We start from the raw sequence: 20,589 nt of genomic DNA, 5'->3' as shown, positions 1-20,589 counted from the left end.
GCGTCTATATTCAGCTCGTCTGCTCATTAACGGCCTCCTTTGGCTACGGACAAATACCTTGATACAGGCGCTAAATATCCGCCCGCTTGGTCTTTACCTGCCCCCGCAGAACTTTCAATAATCGCAGCCATTTTATCTGCCAATACGTTATCACCAACCTCTTCTCTGAGATTTTCTCTTAGTTCTCCAGAGCGCGATGAATCGCCGCCCATCAACGATGCAGCAAACAATTCTGCTCCTGCCTGACTATTCAAACCATAATCATATCTTGCAGTATCCATTGCTATCTGCCTGAATTCGTCACCATATTGCTGAACAAACTCAGCCGCCTTTCCAGCTCCAGCCTCGCTTGCACTTGCTAATGCAGAAGCAAAAAACATCCCTCTTTCTCTAACAGACATTCCCTGTGCTGCCTCTGAAAGATCTGACTTACCGGTTAACCATTCTTTACCGGCTTCAAATCCACTGATCCCCACACCAATGATGTCCCTACCCAGATTTGCAGCACCTACAGCCAGGAAGCCTCCAAGACCATACTCTTGCTTGACGTAATCGTCCCCTTTCTTTGTGTCCTCAATAAACTGATCTCGTTGTTCCGGAGTCATCTGGGCTAACTTAGACATCGATTGCCCAAAACTCTCTGCGAACCCTTCTTTGGCGGCTCCTGCGCCACCCACAACTTGCTGTACAAAACGACCTGCGCCCTCAGCACCTGCAAACAAAGCACTGGATGTTGACGGGGCCAAATCGGATGCCATGATCTGTGCTCTTAACGCAGGCAAGCGGTCATTAAGATATTCATTTCTGCTTGTCCCATAACTCTGCTCAAGTTGTTGGATACCCTTTTCATGAGCGTCACGAACAGAATTTTCAGATCCAATACTGCCTGATTCAGCTAAAAGCTTTTGTTCATTGCTCATTCTTTCCGGTGCCGAAAGTGCGCTCGAATTTTCAACCGGCGAGACATAGCGCGGAGCATCCTTTACCAACATTGCACTATGACCAGGTTGATTAAAGTCAATACCACTGTTACCACCAGTGGCCTTTGCTATTGCACCGGCTGCAATTGCTTGTTCAGATGGAGAGTTGGAATTGAGCATAGCAAACAACTGCCCTCCAACTATTGCCCTCTGGGAATCAATACCTAAATCTTGGTAATGCTGGGCTTTTCTTTGCGCAAAATCTCTTGTCTCTGGCGATGACTGTCTAACACCATCTGACAATGACTTACCGGCTGACCAGTTGTTCAGAACTTTGTCAGCTAACGCGATAATATTATTGTTGCTAGTAGTCCCGATAGTTTGCTGAGCCTGAGATAACTCTTGGTAGGTTTGTTGCGAAGACAAAAGATCAGAACTGGATTGCATGAGCTGCTTTCTCTGCTCTTCACCTAAGCTCTGGGTAAAACGTTGACCTTTATCAGTAGACACTTGCCGCGCCAAATCACTCGTTAATGCTGAACTGTCATCTTTTGTAAAACCGAGTCCGCGAGATAAAGAGTCAATATCAGAACTAAGCTGCTGTCTACTATCCTGACTCTGCGATTGCGCAGATACATCTAAACTACCGTTCATAGATACCGGATTAGCGGCATTTACAGCGGCACCAACCGGTCCTGTAAAAGCAGCAGCAAGTTTTCCGGCATCCACTCCAGCGCTAGCACGCATAGCAATAGCTCCTGCCACAGCATCCGTGTGAGAAGCATTTATCCCACGATCAGTAACGTAGTTCTGCGCCGCGGACAAAATACTTTTAGCCTGAGTTGAATCAGACGCTCTCAACGTTTGTCCTAATGATTGTAGTTGTGAATAAGTCTGTTCTGAACCATGTCCAGAAAACACACTATTACTTAATTGGCTAGCGAAACCTTTCTGAGCCTGTGCAGTAGCAGCAGAACTACTGCTAAGGGCATTACTTACGGTACTCCCTAAGTTAATACTATCAACTAACGACTCACCTCCAGAGGTCATTGTTCCAGCAATCCGGGATTGATTAAATTGTGGTTGTTGACTCAAAACAGAACCACGGTCCACTAAGTCTGGAGACATTAGTTTTTCATTGACTGTATCACTCGCCCCCACTCGTTGAGCAAGACTATTGAAGGCATATACTGAGCCAGTTACTAACATCAACGATAGGACTGGCGTTGCTGCGGCCATCATTCCACCTATCCCTATCCAACGCTCAATTTCGGCCCCAGCATATGCAACGCCTTCAAATGAGGATAAGTTCCCTGTGGTATATTTTGCGAGCGCCTGCTGCCCCATTATGTAAATGAATAGATTGATTACCGACATAATTGGCAACCAAAGTTGTACCCATATAAGCATTTGAAGATACTTACCGACCAATAGCAAACCTTTAGAACCTAGCACCATCACAAATGCGGCTATGGGCGTAATCGCATAGGCAAACCCCTCTACCAAGGTCATAAGAGGTTGAATCGATTTTACAAACAAAGACTGTTCGGCTGCATATTGCGTATTTCGCTGAGACTCAGCTTGAGTGAGCATGATTTGTGCGTACGGATCATTCATATCACTGTAGTACTGAGCAAAGCCACGCTGTACGATAGGTTGCAGAAAATTGGCTTTTATAAAATCACCTGCGGCCACATTCGTAACCTGCAGGCGATATAAAGCGTCAGATGTAGCATTCAAAGCATCAGTGGTAGACAACAAATAGCCAAGAGCTTGTTGCGAAAGGCCAGAATTGAAGGCAGTTTCAAAGGATTGGCTCAACTGAATCCAGCCATCTGTACAACTGGGATCTGTCGGGCCAGATGGAGACAGGTACAATCGGGTCCCATATATTTGTGAATCAAATCTGAGAGCTGTACGCCAATTCTCTGTGTTGATTTGATCCTCATTTGACTCACCTAATGAAAATTTAATTGCTGTGCATTCTGATATGTAGTTAGTCAGGCTTTTCTTCATATCAACAGCACCGCCTCCTAGGGAATCATTCCAGACAGTCCATAGTGCTGACTCCATTTCGTGATTTCTGAGCTTTGATAATAACTCTAAAGAATCCATGAACTTTGATTCAGTCACACTCGCGACAGGGCTATATGCAACCTCAAAGAGTTTTGTGAGACCAAATCCAACGCTTGAGATTATAGAACCAGCGGCGGCTGGACCAACAGGTACGTTATCCACTACTCGCACTTGTCCGTTGTACGCGTCCTCAATAGTTACCGTAACGCCGGCTCCAAAGGAAATGGCATACACGAGCCAACAAGCAAAAACTTGATGTAAATCCCAGGATTTAGCTCCCTGGAATAACGACTGAAATGAGATGATAAGAGCGCCAATTAAAAGGCCAATACTTACCATTCGTTCAAAATCACCGGTGCCTGTAGCCATCGCTACAGCAATCATTATTTGCTCTAGAAATGCGGCATCACCGACGGAATAAATACTAAAATCCATTAGTTACTCCTTTTTCCCTGATGCTTGGGCCGCAAGTAAAAGCCGCTGCTTCTTTGTGACATCAAGTAAGCTGTTGTAATACCCCATCAGATCACTTAGCTTCCCGTGCCTCACAATTAATTGGTCATACTCTTGTCTGACAACAGCCCGAGAAGCATCAAGTACATCAACAGCTTTTTGTTGATAGGCATTATCACTGTTAGCTAACGCAATAGTTGTTGCCCGGTATATCTCCTCAATAAACCTGTAGGTTATATCTAGCGCTATGATGGTCTGTGCTTGCTGAGCAAACTGCTCTGCTGTATCACTGGAAACAGCGGAAAGATTTCGGAAAAGTGAGCCAAAGCTACTGGGGAGATTTGATACAAAAGCTATCTCGGCAGAACTTAAAGCCCCAACATTGTTTGCATATTTATAAATCAATCCAGGTGAATAATCAGAACCAAGAAGTAAATCTGACATTTGATTGCCAATACCCCTGAGCTGAACACTCTTCAGCTCAGAACCAGCAGAAATACAGTTAACCGTATCACTGTCACATGAATAAACTTTAACAGAGCCACCTGAAATGAGATCTCCAAGGGTAATTCGATTCCCCGGTAAGGTGACGATGGGATTAGTACTGTTGTTTGCTCCAGCAAGATTTGGATCATTAATTAAATCACCAATGACAACGGCACCAGTTATAGACATCATGGCTTCAAGCAGGCTGTTATCCCCGTACTGGAACCATGAACTTACACTATTCTTTTTGAGTTGCTTCCAGACAATATTACCTATCATCTCTTGGTAGGCCTGTGGCGAGTTGTCTTTCAGCGTCTTGATTGCCGTTTGTCCATCCGTTTCCTGCGTTGCAGAAAACATGTCTTCAAATAAACCTTTGGTCGATGCTTTTGTACGAGTATCGTTCTTTAGTTTCGTGTCAAAAGCACTTAGTGAATCGTTAACAATACCCTGAGCTAACTGACAAGAATTGCCTAAATGCTGGTTCAAAGCCTGAACTTTCTTCTGAAAGTTTTCTATCCATTTGGCACCATCAGGAAAAACATTATCCAGAGCTAGTTGAAAAGCATAGCCCTTTGCATTTGCTGCCACAGCTCGCATCAGTTGAACAATCTGATCTGCATTCACAAACGATAAAGAACCACCGAATAGATCAACGCCACCACACCCAGCTTTCCAGGATGGAGGGACAAAGCTAACTAGGTTTTCATCAAAAATACGCGCTTTGGTGGTCACACGCCCACCCGCAATAACTCCACGGCGTTGTGTCTCATGAATACCCGGTCTAGTTGTATTACTCATTTCGTTGAATAGTCTATCCATCTCGGACTGAAGCCCTTCAGCCGAGGCATGAGTGGCGACGACAGAGAAGATGATTAAACAAGAGGCAGATAGTGTTCTAATGTAAGGGGGAGAGACTCTCATACTGTTGCTCCAATAGGTTTCGTGTCACCCGAAAGCCTACCGAGCAAATGAGTACAAACCGAACTCCCAAACTGTCCAATTTGGGCAGTCCAAATAAAACTTTCACATGTGAAAGTTAATCATTGAATAATGTCGGCAACTTTGTCACGTCAGTACAAACTTATGATTTTTAAAAAGTTTTAATTAACCCTTGTTGCATTTTCACAAACCAATGGCACTCTATTTCTAAAAGAGGAGCTTTAAATGAAAATGAATATGTCAACTTCCGTAAGTTCAGCTACAGCCTTGTTCGCCGCCATTATGCTCGCAGGCTGTGCTACAACCCCAAAATCCTATAATTCAGAGATGTCCAGAGCGTTAAACTTGGCAAGAGCTGGGGGTATTTATGACCAAGATCTGAGAGACTCAGAAGATGGGCGGAACTCATATAGACAGTCTCTACTGATGAAAGCGCTAAATGTCACAAGCCTGGCCACATCGCTTGATGCTCCATTAAGAGGATTGAACGGTCAGCAAACTCTCATGTTTAACACTGCAAGCATTCTTACATCACCGGATAACCCATCCGCTAGGCCAAGTTTGATGGCTTGGATGCCTGCATCAATGGCTAAATCCTCAGAAGATGCTTATAGCAACTACATAAACCTAATTGATAATGCCGTTGCGGTAGCCGCGAAATCTATGAACCTGGATTTAACTAAAATAGTGGAAAGTACAGCGCCTAAGATTGATGGAAATCCCTTAATTATGTGGGCAGTAACGGCTCCACAATTTGGCTGTGATGGCTCAAACTGCGTAATTGCATACAACGTTACAATGCCTAATCCGTGGAAAACACCAGCCTTTGTGGGCAGTGGTAATATTGATAGCTTTAATCTGGCCGCTAATAACACGACCAAATATTCTCGATTGATTTTCTCCCAGGTCAGCGACGTGAAATCATTTCCAATGGACGATTTTTACAAAAGTACGAGCCGAGCGCTGCCGGAGTGGGCAGTCATGTATTTCCCGCCCAATAGTGTGTTCCAGGATGGCAAAGCTTTACCATATCCAGTTATCTATGAAAAAGGCCAGCAATTGCTATTTAGGAAGGCACAATGAGTCTGTGGCATGAAGAACTGGAACTGGCTTTGCTAAATCTGGAGGATTCAAAAGCCGGTTGTGATGTGATGACTTACGTGATCAGCCACATTCTAGCCAAATCAGACATTCCACATCAGTGCAGAGTAGGGTTTGTTGAAACAGTGCATAGCAAGACTCAAATCAATCCGCATTGCTGGATAGAGCTAAAGAATGGATGGGGTATAGATCTGACTTTACGCCGGTGGTTGGGTGACGAGGACCGATGGCCGCATGGAGTATTTAGGCTTTCAGACTATCCACAGGTTCAATTCTGGGGAACGCCCCTGTTTGCCCCGAAGCTAGACGATGAGGAAATTAACGCTATGTCCGATCATCTAATTGAGACAGTAAAAATACCAGTTTGTTGCTGAATTATTCAGCATAGATAACAGGGCCGTTTAATACACATATATTTATTGATCAGCGCGATTTTGATTGTGTTTGTTGTATAAATACAAACTTCCGAACGTCACAATGGTAAAAAATGCGAGCAAACTTAACATTGCAATAGTAAAGGCATCCACGGAACTGAACCTCTCTTGTAAAACCTTATATACTTAGAGTCTAACTAAACTAGCGAGATTTACCAGTGGCAAAAACACTAGACCAGATCTTGGAGCATGAGAAGCCAGAAATTGTAGCCGAGGCCAGACGCAAGGCATCAGAGATGCTCCGTCTCTTGGATGAGCAAACGGCCAAGCAGGATAATGAAACCGATTCAGTAGATTCCTATCACCAGAAGTAGCAAAGGGCCAGACAAGCTGGCCCTTTGCTTTTCTTAGTAATTACATCACTAAGTACGGTTCATCGTTGTCGCTTTCAGCTATCGTCAAGTCAATAGTGAAAGTGATATCGATGCGCTCAACAGTCCGATTACACTCACGAGCATACTCATCCTGCAGGCTTTTAAACAGCGCTTCAGCTTCATCATGAGAAGTAGCTTCTACTGTTTCAACAGCCAACTCACCTTCTTTTTCAGTGTAGTTAACCCCACGATAATACACGCGGCCACACACATCGAATTGATGGATCTCTGTTTGATTTTGTCCCAACATATTAATTCTCCAAAAGTTTAATAGCCGGGACTTAGCCCAACCGGGCAAAGTACCCGGTTGGGTTATTTAATTAGGGATTAGGCTTCAGGCATGTTGCGTATAGTCAAGGACTCACAAACACCATGCCCGTAAAGCACTGCATTTCCCTGGGGATTTTGTTCCAAAAACTTGCGCGTGGCTTTGAGAGCTGCCCTATAACCAGCATCAGAAGGCTGATACTCTCGCGTTCGCTTTTTTTTGTTTGTCAGAATCAGTCGATACATAAAATCTCCCTCATCTTTGAGCTGACAATAATTTCCTGGTGGAACCTATTACAGCGCGTTCAGCAACCAGCTCCCCCTCAAGCGGAGCGCATTCGACAGCATCGGAGACTCTAGGTTGATGGCTACCGGAGGTAGCTTTCAACCATTCACCACACAATGAACTGCTATTAGTTACCAATGGGCTAACGACCCGTACAGGCCGCGTTTTTATCAATGATCGATATGCCAGAATCGAAGCCTTATTTAGTAGTTTGGCGACAATCGTAGCCCCGAAAGCAATAACGCCCACGGTAACAATCATGATCAAAACGAACGTAGAAAAGTACATAAACACCTCCAATTAGTTGGAATTGAAGGGGTTACACCGCATAACCGGTGAACCCCGGTTACGGGATAAATTGATAAAATGCTGTTTGTTTTTGGCGACCAGCTATCGCACATACTCAGCACGGAGCTGAAGTTGATTCAAATTTAACAGCTCATTTCTGAATCGACACGCGCTGTATTGGCCCTTTTTGGGCACATTTAAACAAAGCAGCGAACGGAAGGTCTTATTAAGGAATATGACATAGGCGTAGATGGCTTTTAATCAGCAGAGCCGGTGTTTTTTGGGCGCGGAGGCTCTCCAGGACGGTTAAGTAATTCCCACAAGAGTCGGAACGCATAAAAATGATCCCGCAATGTCGTGGTACTCAATCCTTGATGCCTTGTGTAATACCGGTGGATATGAGCTCTTCCAATTTGTGATGGTGCGTTGACTCCTTTTTCATTGGCGGCAATATCGTTTAGAGCCGAAATTAGCCTTTTTACCATAGCTCGCCGAGCCGTCTTCCCTCCATGCCGCACATAAACATGGCTTCTTTCTCTTACCCATTTTTCCATCAATTACCCCAAATAACTATTTGTCACATCGATGCGACCATGACCCAATTCCAAAGCCACTTCAGATCTGATTTCTTTGTCCAGCATTTTGGCGTGAGCTATTGATACTCCAAGTTCTTTGGCTAAATATTCATAGTGCTCTCGCCCATGTTTAACACCTGCTTTTACCGGGCAATCAGCACGCATCAAAGTTTTGTAGCGCGTTTGAGCGTAGTGGTGCCTTTCGCCATGGAAGTTCACCGGATGGCGGCCGATCTCCCGGTAGGCTTCTTGCCGAAACTCACGATAATTCTTCTCTGCGGGGATCATGCTGCGGCCATCCTGTATGGCGGCGGCTCGCTGGAGTGCCGTAATTTGAGCATCACTGGTGATCGGAACAGTGCGCGCCCGGCCACCTTTGGTGCCATCTTTTATGCTCACGGAGCCAGTTTTCTCGGCCTCTCTTAGTGCTCTGGCTGCATCCAGCTTGGCCGATTCCTCGAACCGCAGACCGAAATTACGCTGTAGTTCCAGCAAAGCCCCAAGGCGCTCGGAGGCTGCCCCCATTGCGGCATTATGGGAAGCTTCCGAAACACTTCGGTCGCCAGTGGCGATACCTGAGCGCTTTGGAAGTCCCCCCTCGGAGACAGGATCTACACGTACCTGTCGGTCGCCACGCGCAATCTCCATCACCCGATTCACTGCGCTCAGGTAGTTCTGCGCCGTGGATGGCGCAATTTCTCCCCGCTCGTAGCGATCATTAAGGTGCGCCGCATAAGCGACCAAATGAGCCTTTTCTATGTCCCGCATGTCCTTTATGCCCTGTTCGGACTTAATCCAAGCGCTAAAAACGCTCCATCGGTCATGAATAGTGGCTATGGACTGAAAACTCTTCATCCCCTCCTTGAGAGCGTTCAGGGCTGCCTTGTTTATATCTCGACTACGAAGACCAAAATTCCGTGAATCCGGATTAGTCCGCTCTGAACGCATTGATCCCCCTAACTCTGTTAATCAAAATTGTTACTTTGTTGGCCCGTCCGTATCCGGTGGTAAGTGAAACGCAGTTTTTTAATTAGCTCTGCATGCTAAGGCCAACGCTGGGATCTTGCCCAAACACAGGACAGTTAAACCCGATGTCCACGGTCATTAATTACGAATTGTACTGCTATGGAGCGAACTGCTCATTCCATTGGCTGGTCTGTTCCGACGGAACAAACTGCCAGCAGATCCGGCTGGTACTGTCGTGTCATTCTTTGGAAAGGAAAGCGCGAAGCGCGCTAACCGCCGAAGGCGGTATAATTCGCGCACATTCGTGCGCGGTGCGAAAGCCTAGAGCCCTTGAGGCTCAAGGCTTCCGTCGGGGGCTCTACCCCCGTCTCTGTTTACGCCTACGGCGACAGAGACGGGGTGGAGCATAGAGTAAGCCGGAAATCCAGCACTCGTTCTGACGGATGAGGGAGGCCCTCTTGTGTTTGGCCGCTCGGAATTGAGCGCCAGGAACGCGACATAGCTGTCAGCCAGATCGCGATATGGAAGCCTGGTCGCTTGCGGAATGCACAAACGCAGGCAGCAGCAAAACGCTGCAAGCACAATGATGATAAACATCTGATTTTCCTCCGGGGAGATAGGTTTTAGACGGAGGAGTGCCCCTAGGGGACAGTCCCCCTGAGGGTTAACGAAGTGAAGGCAAACGCCTTAGATTTGGAAAAATGCTGTTTTGGGCCAGCTACCGTTTACAATTCATATATTAATCAATCTGATAGTAACGTCAAGTTCATCAGAAAGTGGCTTTTCGATGGCTTTTGGGTGATGTTTTCATTCTTAAAAATGTCTTGTATATTCAGAAGTCGCTTTTTGATGCTTTTTAGATAGAACCTTACAACCTGAACGATTCTTGAGTGGTAGGAAATAATCAAAAAGCGCCTTTTGGGCGGTGTTTGGATGCTCAACTAACTTACTATCGGCTCACTTAACAAAAGGAGATGTATATCCAAAATATTCTAACTGAGCAGAGCGATTCGTTCGCCATATCCCTGAATAATTATCAGGCTTATCTCGCTCTTTTGCGTATGTAACAACAAGCCGACGCTTGGCACGGGATACACCAACAAAGAAAGCACACCGATTAGCATCTTGATCCCCAAAGAATATTTCGTTCTCAACGGCCATAATTATCGTTGAGTCGAACTCCAATCCTTTGCTCTTATGGATAGTCAGAATACGCACAGCCTGATCATCAGAGAAACGAGTCAAGGCTTGAGGCAAATCGGGGGTAAGTTCAAGCAATTCTTCAATGCGCGCTTTGGTATCTCTCACAACTTCACCTAACCTAGCATGTGACTCATAGTCGGGCGAGAGAGCAACAAGAGTCTCCATTCCTATTTTCTTCAGAAAGCTACACACAGAATCCCACCATCCCGAAAACGGCTCATCCAACAGCTCGGTCATGGTGATGATTTTTCTCTGCTCCTTGAAGAAGCGTTGGAAGCTTTGCCTAGCGCTAGACTGCACCTCATCATCAGCAAAGGGAATCAATTGATTCATAAGCCGAACCCAAGCTTTGGGCTCTCGCTGGCCGTAGAGGCAGGACAAATAGTCAACAACGAGCCTCGCGGCAGGTTCAACAGTAATATCCTGCATCTCCTGCTCGTTCCGGTACGGTATTCCCCTAACTTCCAATGCCGTCATCAAGTGGTTGGCATAAAGATCTAGTTGTTTGGACACTAATACGGCGATTTCGGACAACGGAACCTTTTCATTTCTTATCCACCCGGCAATCAAATCGGCCAAATACTCAGCTTCCCCCTGTGCATTCTCGAATTGCCACGCGAAAACCTCTCCCTCCTCACCAGCAAGTTGGTGATCTGGCATAACGGAAGCTGGATCAAGCACACGAATTATCTCGTTCTGCATCCGAAGCAGGCGTGGTTTTGAACGAAAGTTTCGGTACATGTTTAGTGGTACGGCTGAAAAATCCTTAGCGAACGTTTGGAAAATTCCGTCCAAAGCTCCTGCCCATCCCATGATTTTCTGCTTGGTGTCACCGACAGCGGTAAGACGAATGCTTGTACTTTGGAAAGCTACCTTAACGAGTTCATATTGCTGATCCGTGCAGTCTTGGAATTCATCCAAGAAAACATCGCTGTAAGTTTGGCGTATGGCATTTCTTGCGACAACAGAGGCCTTGAGAATTTGAATTGCTAGCGGCACAAGATCATGAAATGTAATTTGCCTTCTTGTGACTTTTCTTTCGCCAATCGAATAATCCGTATCCAGAGCATCATTACCAGTAAGCACTACTCGGAAGCGATCAATAATACGCTTTGCAAACGCATGAAATGTGTAGCTATCAAAACGGGAAGCCAATTCTTGTCCACAGCGTCGCTGGATTCGCTCCTTCAAGTTTTTGCTGGCGTCAACTTTGAAAGAAATAGCGAGTATTCTCTTCGGATAACGGCAGGTTCCGGTTCGGAGGAGGAAGTCAGCTCGCTGTGCAAGCATTTCCGTCTTGCCCGCTCCCGGCCCCGCAGTCAGTGCAAGACAGCGCGCTTGTTCCTTCGCAGCCAGCAGAGCATTGGGTTCAAGTGTTAGCCCATCAGAAGGCAACCATGCATCTACAGCAATCACTCGGGCAGCTCCGCAAGCTTGGCTATCACGGCATCTGCAAGTCGTCCAAATGATCCTGGCATGTTCGCCAGCAATTCCTCGTTGCTCAGTTGAGCAAGAGCATCTATATGCGCAGCGGGCTTACTACCCAGTTTAAAAAGCTTGTGATACGTAGAGAAAAGATTTAACTCGTCTCCGCTGTATTGGTATGAGCCATGATGGCTCTTACCCAAAACGGCTTTAATCGTAGACTCATCTGAAACCTCCTGCTGAACACCGTACGCATTAGGGAAAGCAAGAAGCATTGAAAAATCTAAATCCATTGGAAATGAGAAAAAAACACCACGTGTTTCCAGCTCTAAAAATACACTCTTAGTGCCGTTTTCAAAGAAATGATGTGTACGAACAGGTACTTTGTCATCATTCCAATCTGATAAAGAAAAAGTAGTTGGTAGTACCTTTTCAGGTTGATACAAACCAAGTTGGTTATTTACATACTTTATTCTTCCCCAGCCCGCTTGATATCTGCCCACATCTAAATCTAGAAGAGTCAAAAATGGGATTTGCAGTTCGGATAACAGACGCCAAAAATGGTTTACATGCCTACCTCCAAGCGGAGCAATCGTAACCGCTGATTCATCAACTGGCGCACCCTTTGCTTGGAAAAGGCGCGGTAATACAATTTCTTCGCTATCCCCTTCACCCAACACAATCAAACGAGAGAAGTAGATCTCAGGAAATGCCTGGACAGCCTCACGTACAAATTTGTGCGCTTCATCGGTTTTAGCGGGTAATTGGATTTTCTTAATTCTTGATTGCCGGGTTTCAGTAAGTCGAAGATATCGAATATGTTCCGGATCGACACGTCGCAACATCGACGGAGCATGCGTAGCGACTAGGGCCTGAGCATCCTCGTTACTCGTCATTGAGTTAAGAGCGTTAACAATTCTTCCCAAATAGTGAGGTGAGAGGCTGTTCTCTGGTTCCTCAAGGGCTATTAAAGTAAAGACTGGCGGACGCAACTTTTCAGGGTCAAAAGAGTCGTCCTCACCGGCAAGGACAGCACGACCAACAGCTTGAGATGAGAGAACCAACGATAGATAGAGCATCGACTTCTGACCGTCACTGAGTCGAGAAAAATCGACAAGATTGTCATCATGTCCAGGCGAGAATGATACGGACAAATGACGAAGCAACGCCTCGATCTCAGATGCCACAAAAGTAATCTTGGGATCTGTAAAGTAGCTGCCTTTATGGAGGGTGCCCCATATTTTCTTCAGGTGGGAGCTAAAAGCATTAACCGATGAATTAGCAGCCAGGCTCTCACTAATCTGGTCGGTGAACCCTTTGACCTTTTCTCGTTCATTTTCCCAGTTCACGGCACGTAGCAAGCGGCCAAGCAGCGCACTCGTTCCGTATGCTATGTGGTCAGTAGGATCTCTCCTGGCTGGCAGATAGTGGACTTGTATGTGATTTCGGTCAGATCGAGGAACTGTTTCAGGATTTATAGGTGAGCCGTCCGGACCAACTTCAAGCACATACACGAAAGCTTCATCAATATCTCCATCTAGGCCCATAGTGGCACTTAGGCGATACCGTACCCGAGGAATTCCGTCAGGGTCATCAAGGCGCATGTGACTGAAATGGGGAGCAACGCTTGAGTTATCTTCTTCACCCTCCAACTCGGGAAAAACGAAGTCCGCCTCAATCCATAACTGCCTTTCTTCGGGCGCTTCTTGTTCATCGTGCGGGACATGGAAGTCTGAGCGCTGAATACGGCGTAATGATGGATCAAATGCAAACAGTCGGCACAAAGCCTGGAGTGCAGCAGTCTTGCCTGACCCGTTGGGGCCAATCAGATAGGTAATATTTTCCAGTGTCAGTTCTATTGGTTCAGCACCAAAACTTTGAAAATTTGATATCCGAATACTGTGCAGTTTCATCCTTGCCTTCAACTCCTAGAAGTATTTTCTTGTCTTAAAATAAGACAGGGGAAATTAAACTAATGGCTTTTAGTAACTCAAGTTACAATTTCTATTGCGACCTGATTTTCTATTGCAACTTCAATCTGATTCTCTATTACAGAGTAAATGTCAACACTCTCATCAGGTACTTCAATACTAATAAGAAGGCTAAACCGCACTCTATTTTCCCACCGTTCTTCTGCAGTTTTATATTTCCACCATCCACCTACTGGAAAAATAGCTATAGTATGCATATCAGCTAAATCTTGAGCACTACCAGTCCAGTGATCTGAATGAATTGAACCTCTTGTTCGAAGTTGACTCCCTAAAAACCACCCATCATTGTCACCTTCTGGTCCATCGTAATCATCCATATTTGCTAAACCATTAATGTAAGAACGGAAGTTAGCAATTGATTGACCAGGTCTGATAGTTTCAAACCTTAAACCATGAGATTGATAGCTATATCTTGTACGATAACCTCTCCTACCAGGATTAGGTTCTATGAAGTAAGATAAAGTAACTTTGAGTTTAACTTCTAACTCTGGCGGCAAATTTTGCAATTCCGCGAGAGGCCAAGGTAACTGATAAAGTTTCATTTGATTTAGTTTAGGATCAGATGACGCATTAGCATCTTGGGATTTGATAAATGGCTGAATTTCGCCTTCAGCGATCAAAGTAAGCGCATGGTCAGCACTATATCTAGCTCTGTCAATGTTTGTTACACCATACCCAACCGTACGCAATAATGTTTCTTTTGCTACTTTAGGACTATGTACTGCACTTAATAAACCAAATCGTTCCATCATTCGTGGAGTCCACTCCGCAGAGTGAATTATCAAACCTCGTATAGTCTCGGGCCAAAGTTCAGGATACTCGGCTGTTAACTGAGCCGCACATCTCGAGACTAACGCACACGCAGCGCTTGTATCACTACCCCGCTCAAAAACCTGACCGGTAGTTTTTCCTGATGTTGTTAATAATCCAACAGTATCTTCATTACTGAGTTCAGTCTTATCAGGTGACAAAAGTCGATTACCACCTTCGGCAACTACATCTGGCTTAAATGGTGCTTGCTTTCTCCACGCCCAATTCACCGAAGAACGACTTGATGGAGCAACATCACCCGCCATTGCAAATGGTGACCAACCTTCAAAATATGGATCATCATTTGTGGTCATTTCTGTATATGCCCCAACAGTAATAGCATTCCATGCTTGAGCTGGATCTTCTATCTGCGCGAGATTGACTTGATCCCAATAGTCTTGGTCAGGACGAATATCTAAGTTGTTACCGGCAGAAATAACAAAAAGTCTCCGCTTTCCATCTTGCATACCAGAAGTGAATTGATCAATTTCTGCAGACCATGAAGAAGGTCTGCCACTTTCTCTTTCGTGATCAGACGTAACAGCAAGGCTATATACTCTATTTATATCTGGCCTATCTACTTCAAGTTTGGATGCTGTTCCTACCGTTATAGCCCCATATAAAAAGGGATCATTGTTGCCTTGCGGAGGTAAAATTCTTGCTGACTCAATAACATGTGATAGTTGGATAGCGCTATTTCCTAATACGACATCCATCAAATTCCCAAATGCTGCAAGTCCTGCCTGCAAAGAACCATGCTCATTAAACGGCGCTAGTGCTTGATATTGATCGTATTTGGGCCAATCAGGATCCCAAGAAACAGAAAAATCATCACAGCACACTTTACTTAACAGCATGTTATTGTAATTAATACCAGTATCCAGTATTGACACACTGGTTGTTATATTATCTGAAAGAGATACTCGATCAGAAATACTCTTCAGCCACTCTTGTTGCTCTTTTGGTGAAGAGCTAATGATGGGAACTGGTGTCTCCTTCACTTTCCGAATTTCTTCTAAATTTGAAATTAATTCAGGAGCTTTCTCAAGTTTATTAACTGAGGCTTTAATAAGAACAACAAAAGAATTGAAAAATGAAAGAGATGTGTTTCCTAAGCGACCATCAACTCTTTCAGCAAGAGACTCTGCTATTTTTTTAACGTCGTCTACGGTGTTACTTTTCAACCATAATTCCCACCAGACATCAAGATTCCTATCTGCAGGAAATAAATCTATAGGATCTGTCCAAAATGACTCCAAATTTGCAAGCCTGATCTCGGAAATACTATCTATTAACGTATGATTTCGAGGAAAAGAAACGCCTTCCTTATTTGGTTTTCCATCTTTCTGAGGGTCTAAATACTGTTGTATTTTTTTAAGGAATGTATCACGTTTATCTTCAGGTATAAAAATTAACGCGAACTCTCTATCTCCTCTCATTTGGCAAGAACAGAGTTTAAAATCTCTGTTATCTAAACTATCTAATGGGAGCTTGCATCCATCAACTCCGATAATTTCAACATAAATACCAGAATCATCTGTGATAGGATTAATTTGTTGTTTTCTTTTTTGTTCGTAAGCATTTATTAAATTCTGATATAAACCAGCCAAATAACTTCCATGTTGGTTTCTATCTCGACCAGGAACACCTGAATTTCGACCAGGCCTTTTAGATTTAAAAGGTTCGTCAATGAAAAACCGAGCCACATCTAAATGCTTCCTTTTAGAAACCATATAATTCCCTTATATACTTTTTATTTTTTATTACCTGACTGCCTTCTAGAAAAGGCCTTTAACAGTGTTTCACTTGTTATTTTTGCATTAAAATTCAAAACAGCTTCTTTAGCTGCATCTTCACAAGATCGGGTAATCTCAGCAGAGCTCAAACCATTTGCAGCTTCAGCAACCATCCTCCAATCAAAATCATCGGTATCGAAAAGTGATAGACGGTTTTGAATAAGAAGGCATATTTGATCAAATTTTGGTTTTTCAAACTTAATGATGTCATCAAATCTTCTATAAAGCGCTTGGTCTAGTAACTCTGGATGGTTTGTAGCTGCAACAATAATACTCTCTGATGCATCTTGCTCTACAAACAACAAAAATGAGTTTAACACCCTACGAATTTCCCCAACATCATTGGGTGCACCTCGTTGAGTTCCTATAGCATCAAATTCGTCAAAAAGATAAACAGCTCTTGTTTGCCTTATATGATCAAAGATCAAACGCAACTTTGCAGCAGTCTCTCCCATAAAACGAGTAATAAGATTATCTAGGACGATTGTATAAAGAGGTAATTTTAACTCTGTTGCCAACATAGATGCAGACATTGTCTTACCAGTTCCAGGAGAACCAGTAAAAAGAAGTTTTCTACGCGGCTGCAAACCAAACTGACTGAGTTTATCCTTCTGACGCTGTTCTAATATCACCTTCTCCATACGTTCTTGTATGTCATCAGAAAGAACAAGCTCATTTAGGCGAACACTGTGTGGCGTGAGCTCTAATAGACCTTTTAACTCACTTTGATTCTGTTGCGCAAAAGGTATAGTTCTAGACGATGCTAGACCCAGCTTATTGGTAGAACGCTGAGATTTCTCAACAAGATTTTTAATATCGCTCGCAAGCTTATTATGCCCCTGTCGAGCTTCTTTGGCAGCAACCTGAAGGGCAACAGAATAAAAACGCTGATCGTCACGTTCAGCGTGACTCTTTAAAAGCGCTTTTAGTTGTTCCGCAGTAGCCATTATTCAATCTCCATAAGACGGGGCAACTTTACCAATTTTATACAATAAAGTCTGTGTAGTATGACAGGGTTTAAGCACTTAATCCCCTCTAGAATTTTGTACACTCACCACCCCTACATGATTATAAATAGTCGTTCTAGATACACCATATCGCCTAGCAACATCAGATACAGGAATAGAACCATCTTTGAGTAATGCCCTAATCTCCCTGATATCCTTTTTCTGTAACTTTGGCTTCCGCCCACCCAAGCGACCGCGAGCTCTTGCGGCTTCCAATCCCGCCTTGGTACGTTCGCTAATCAAATTTCGCTCAAATTCAGCCAAAGCAGCAAACACATGAAAAACCAGCTTTCCAGAAGCACTGTTCGTTTCAATCTGTTCTTGTAGGCTCAGAAATCCAATCCGTCGCTCATCAACCAGATGGGTAACAACGCTCACCAAGTCTGCCAAACTACGGCCTAACCTATCCAGCCTCCAAACGACCAACGTATCCCCAGGTCTAAGAGCCTTTAAGCAGTTATCAAGTTCGGGTCTAGCGGCATTCTTCCCACTGGCCTTGTCCTCGTAAATGATCTCGCAACCAGCAGCAGCCAACGCATCTCTCTGCAAATGCAGGTTCTGATCGTCGGTTGAAACCCTAGCGTAGCCAATTTTTTGATTCATGTACGTTTTTTTAACATAGAATTTTATACAAGTATTTTAACATGTATATAGATTAAATTCCAATCAACTTGTGTCGTTTTCAGAAGACGGCTGCACTGAACGTCAGAAGCCGACTGCACTATAGCAGCGGAGGGGTTGGATCCATCAGGCAACGACGGGCTGCTGCCGGCCATCAGCGGACGCAGGGAGGACTTTCCGCAACCGGCCGTTCGATGCGGCACCGATGGCCTTCGCGCAGGGGTAGTGAATCCGCCAGGATTGACTTGCGCTGCCCTACCTCTCACTAGTGAGGGGCGGCAGCGCATCAAGCGGTGAGCGCACTCCGGCACCGCCAACTTTCAGCACATGCGTGTAAATCATCGTCGTAGAGACGTCGGAATGGCCGAGCAGATCCTGCACGGTTCGAATGTCGTAACCGCTGCGGAGCAAGGCCGTCGCGAACGAGTGGCGGAGGGTGTGCGGTGTGGCGGGCTTCGTGATGCCTGCTTGTTCTACGGCACGTTTGAAGGCGCGCTGAAAGGTCTGGTCATACATGTGATGGCGACGCACGACACCGCTCCGTGGATCGGTCGAATGCGTGTGCTGCGCAAAAACCCAGAACCACGGCCAGGAATGCCCGGCGCGCGGATACTTCCGCTCAAGGGCGTCGGGAAGCGCAACGCCGCTGCGGCCCTCGGCCTGGTCCTTCAGCCACCATGCCCGTGCACGCGACAGCTGCTCGCGCAGGCTGGGTGCCAAGCTCTCGGGTAACATCAAGGCCCGATCCTTGGAGCCCTTGCCCTCCCGCACGATGATCGTGCCGTGATCGAAATCCAGATCCTTGACCCGCAGTTGCAAACCCTCACTGATCCGCATGCCCGTTCCATACAGAAGCTGGGCGAACAAACGATGCTCGCCTTCCAGAAAACCGAGGATGCGAACCACTTCATCCGGGGTCAGCACCACCGGCAAGCGCCGCGACGGCCGAGGTCTTCCGATCTCCTGAAGCCAGGGCAGATCCGTGCACAGCACCTTGCCGTAGAAGAACAGCAAGGCCGCCAATGCCTGACGATGCGTGGAGACCGAAACCTTGCGCTCGTTCGCCAGCCAGGACAGAAATGCCTCGACTTCGCTGCTGCCCAAGGTTGCCGGGTGACGCACACCGTGGAAACGGATGAAGGCACGAACCCAGTGGACATAAGCCTGTTCGGTTGGTAAGCTGTAATGCAAGTAGCGTATGCGCTCACGCAACTGGTCCAGAACCTTGACCGAACGCAGCGGTGGTAACGGCGCAGTGGCGGTTTTCATGGCTTGTTATGACTGTTTTTTTGTACAGTCTATGCCTCGGGCATCCAAGCAGCAAGCGCGTTACGCCGTGGGTCGATGTTTGATGTTATGGAGCAGCAACGATGTTACGCAGCAGGGCAGTCGCCCTAAAACAAAGTTAACCTCTGAGGAAGAATTGTGAAACTATCACTAATGGTAGCTATATCGAAGAATGGAGTTATCGGGAATGGCCCTGATATTCCATGGAGTGCCAAAGGTGAACAGCTCCTGTTTAAAGCTATTACCTATAACCAATGGCTGTTGGTTGGACGCAAGACTTTTGAATCAATGGGAGCATTACCCAACCGAAAGTATGCGGTCGTAACACGTTCAAGTTTTACATCTGACAATGAGAACGTATTGATCTTTCCATCAATTAAAGATGCTTTAACCAACCTAAAGAAAATAACGGATCATGTCATTGTTTCAGGTGGTGGGGAGATATACAAAAGCCTGATCGATCAAGTAGATACACTACATATATCTACAATAGACATCGAGCCGGAAGGTGATGTTTACTTTCCTGAAATCCCCAGCAATTTTAGGCCAGTTTTTACCCAAGACTTCGCCTCTAACATAAATTATAGTTACCAAATCTGGCAAAAGGGTTAACAAGTGGCAGCAACGGATTCGCAAACCTGTCACGCCTTTTGTACCAAAAGCCGCGCCAGGTTTGCGATCCGCTGTGCCAGGCGTTAAGGCTACATGAAAATCGTACATTACGAAGCGAATGCACCATGGATAGGAAGAATGAAATGCCCAAACCCAAAGTGTGGGAAGGAAACTCCTGCCTGGCAATCGAGCGGCATGAGCGACAGTTGCCCGCATTTTTTCTGTGATACTTGCTCGAATGTAATCCATAGAGAGCAGGACCATGCATTACTGTATGAAAATGAAATCAATCAAGAGCTCTTGGATCGAATAGCAGCAACTCTTCCAGATTGCCCTTGCGGGGGTAGGTTTGTTCCTGGTGCAAACCCAAAGTGTCCGAGTTGCAAGACCGAGTACGTGCACCAATGGGATGCAGTGAAAAGGTTGAATGTACCTTTTATGCCAATCTTGGATGGTTCCTGCTTGATTCGAGATAGGCTGTATTCGTATGAAGTATGCATTGGTTCTAAACCAAAATACTGGTGGCGTTTGTTCACAAATGCCTTAACAAGTTTAGGCAAGGGACGCTCCTGACGTCGCGCCCCTGCTAAAAGCGTTAGATGCACTAAGCACATAATTGCTCACAGCCAAACTATCAGGTCAAGTCTGCTTTTATTATTTTTAAGCGTG

General features: G+C 45.4%; 13 protein-coding genes. 3 read left to right on the top strand and 10 right to left on the bottom strand.

Features of this window, described 5'->3' with window-relative positions:
• Positions 1 to 26 precede the first annotated feature (26 nt).
• Both NA330_RS22140 and NA330_RS22135 read right to left on the bottom strand, forming a co-directional pair.
• A complete protein-coding gene (locus tag NA330_RS22140; protein ID WP_080164352.1) occupies positions 27 to 3,431 on the bottom strand; it encodes a conjugal transfer protein TraG N-terminal domain-containing protein in 3,405 nt (1,134 codons plus the stop codon).
• Between the two features lie 3 nt (positions 3,432 to 3,434).
• Positions 3,435 to 4,859, bottom strand: coding sequence for a conjugal transfer protein TraH (locus NA330_RS22135; RefSeq protein ID WP_001536376.1), 1,425 nt, complete (start codon positions 4,857 to 4,859; stop codon positions 3,435 to 3,437).
• Positions 4,860 to 5,102: 243 nt separating this feature from the next.
• On the opposite strand from NA330_RS22135, the gene NA330_RS22130 reads away from it, so the two are divergent.
• Both NA330_RS22130 and NA330_RS22125 read left to right on the top strand, forming a co-directional pair.
• A complete protein-coding gene (locus NA330_RS22130; protein WP_000783473.1) occupies positions 5,103 to 5,960 on the top strand; it encodes a hypothetical protein in 858 nt (285 codons plus the stop codon).
• On the top strand, positions 5,957 to 6,352 hold the full coding sequence (locus NA330_RS22125) for a hypothetical protein (protein ID WP_000060800.1): 396 nt from the start codon (positions 5,957 to 5,959) through the stop codon (positions 6,350 to 6,352). Before NA330_RS22130 ends, NA330_RS22125 begins: the two co-directional genes overlap by 4 nt.
• Before the next feature lie 414 nt (positions 6,353 to 6,766).
• Here the strand turns inward: NA330_RS22125 and NA330_RS22120 are convergent, their stop codons facing one another.
• From NA330_RS22120 to intI1, 8 genes are all read right to left on the bottom strand, one after another.
• Positions 6,767 to 7,036 (bottom strand): hypothetical protein, encoded by a 270-nt coding sequence (locus NA330_RS22120; protein ID WP_000901446.1) that lies wholly within the window; start codon positions 7,034 to 7,036, stop codon positions 6,767 to 6,769.
• Between the two features lie 1,148 nt (positions 7,037 to 8,184).
• Positions 8,185 to 9,057: an integrase domain-containing protein gene (locus tag NA330_RS22115; RefSeq protein WP_000834750.1), complete on the bottom strand. Its 873-nt coding sequence runs from the start codon at positions 9,055 to 9,057 to the stop codon at positions 8,185 to 8,187.
• A gap of 1,068 nt (positions 9,058 to 10,125) precedes the next feature.
• Positions 10,126 to 11,787, bottom strand: a complete 1,662-nt coding sequence (locus tag NA330_RS22110) for a UvrD-helicase domain-containing protein (protein ID WP_000562220.1) — start codon at positions 11,785 to 11,787, stop codon at positions 10,126 to 10,128.
• Positions 11,784 to 13,709 carry an ATP-dependent nuclease gene (locus tag NA330_RS22105; RefSeq protein WP_000766277.1) on the bottom strand — a complete coding sequence of 642 codons (1,926 nt, stop codon included), beginning with the start codon at positions 13,707 to 13,709 and terminating at the stop codon, positions 11,784 to 11,786. The genes NA330_RS22110 and NA330_RS22105 overlap by 4 nt, the downstream gene beginning before the upstream one ends.
• Before the next feature lie 77 nt (positions 13,710 to 13,786).
• Entirely contained in the window at positions 13,787 to 16,330 is a 2,544-nt protein-coding gene (locus tag NA330_RS22100) for a S8 family peptidase (protein WP_438796417.1), read from the bottom strand.
• Positions 16,331 to 16,350: 20 nt separating this feature from the next.
• Positions 16,351 to 17,340 (bottom strand): AAA family ATPase, encoded by a 990-nt coding sequence (locus tag NA330_RS22095; RefSeq protein ID WP_049208435.1) that lies wholly within the window; start codon positions 17,338 to 17,340, stop codon positions 16,351 to 16,353.
• A gap of 78 nt (positions 17,341 to 17,418) precedes the next feature.
• Positions 17,419 to 18,003 carry a recombinase family protein gene (locus NA330_RS22090; protein ID WP_001072145.1) on the bottom strand — a complete coding sequence of 195 codons (585 nt, stop codon included), beginning with the start codon at positions 18,001 to 18,003 and terminating at the stop codon, positions 17,419 to 17,421.
• A 273-nt stretch (positions 18,004 to 18,276) separates the two neighbouring features.
• A complete protein-coding gene (intI1, locus tag NA330_RS22085; protein WP_000845039.1) occupies positions 18,277 to 19,290 on the bottom strand; it encodes a class 1 integron integrase IntI1 in 1,014 nt (337 codons plus the stop codon).
• Between the two features lie 156 nt (positions 19,291 to 19,446).
• On the opposite strand from intI1, the gene dfrA1 reads away from it, so the two are divergent.
• Positions 19,447 to 19,920, top strand: a complete 474-nt coding sequence (gene dfrA1 / locus NA330_RS22080; protein WP_000777554.1) for a trimethoprim-resistant dihydrofolate reductase DfrA1 — start codon at positions 19,447 to 19,449, stop codon at positions 19,918 to 19,920.
• Positions 19,921 to 20,589: the final 669 nt, after the last annotated feature.

This window comes from Salmonella sp. NW722 (assembly GCF_051702785.1).
GTDB classification, from domain to species: Bacteria; Pseudomonadota; Gammaproteobacteria; order Enterobacterales; family Enterobacteriaceae; genus Salmonella; species Salmonella enterica.
Note: the sequence above shows the minus strand (reverse complement) of the source record. Positions and strands in the feature narration are given on the sequence as shown.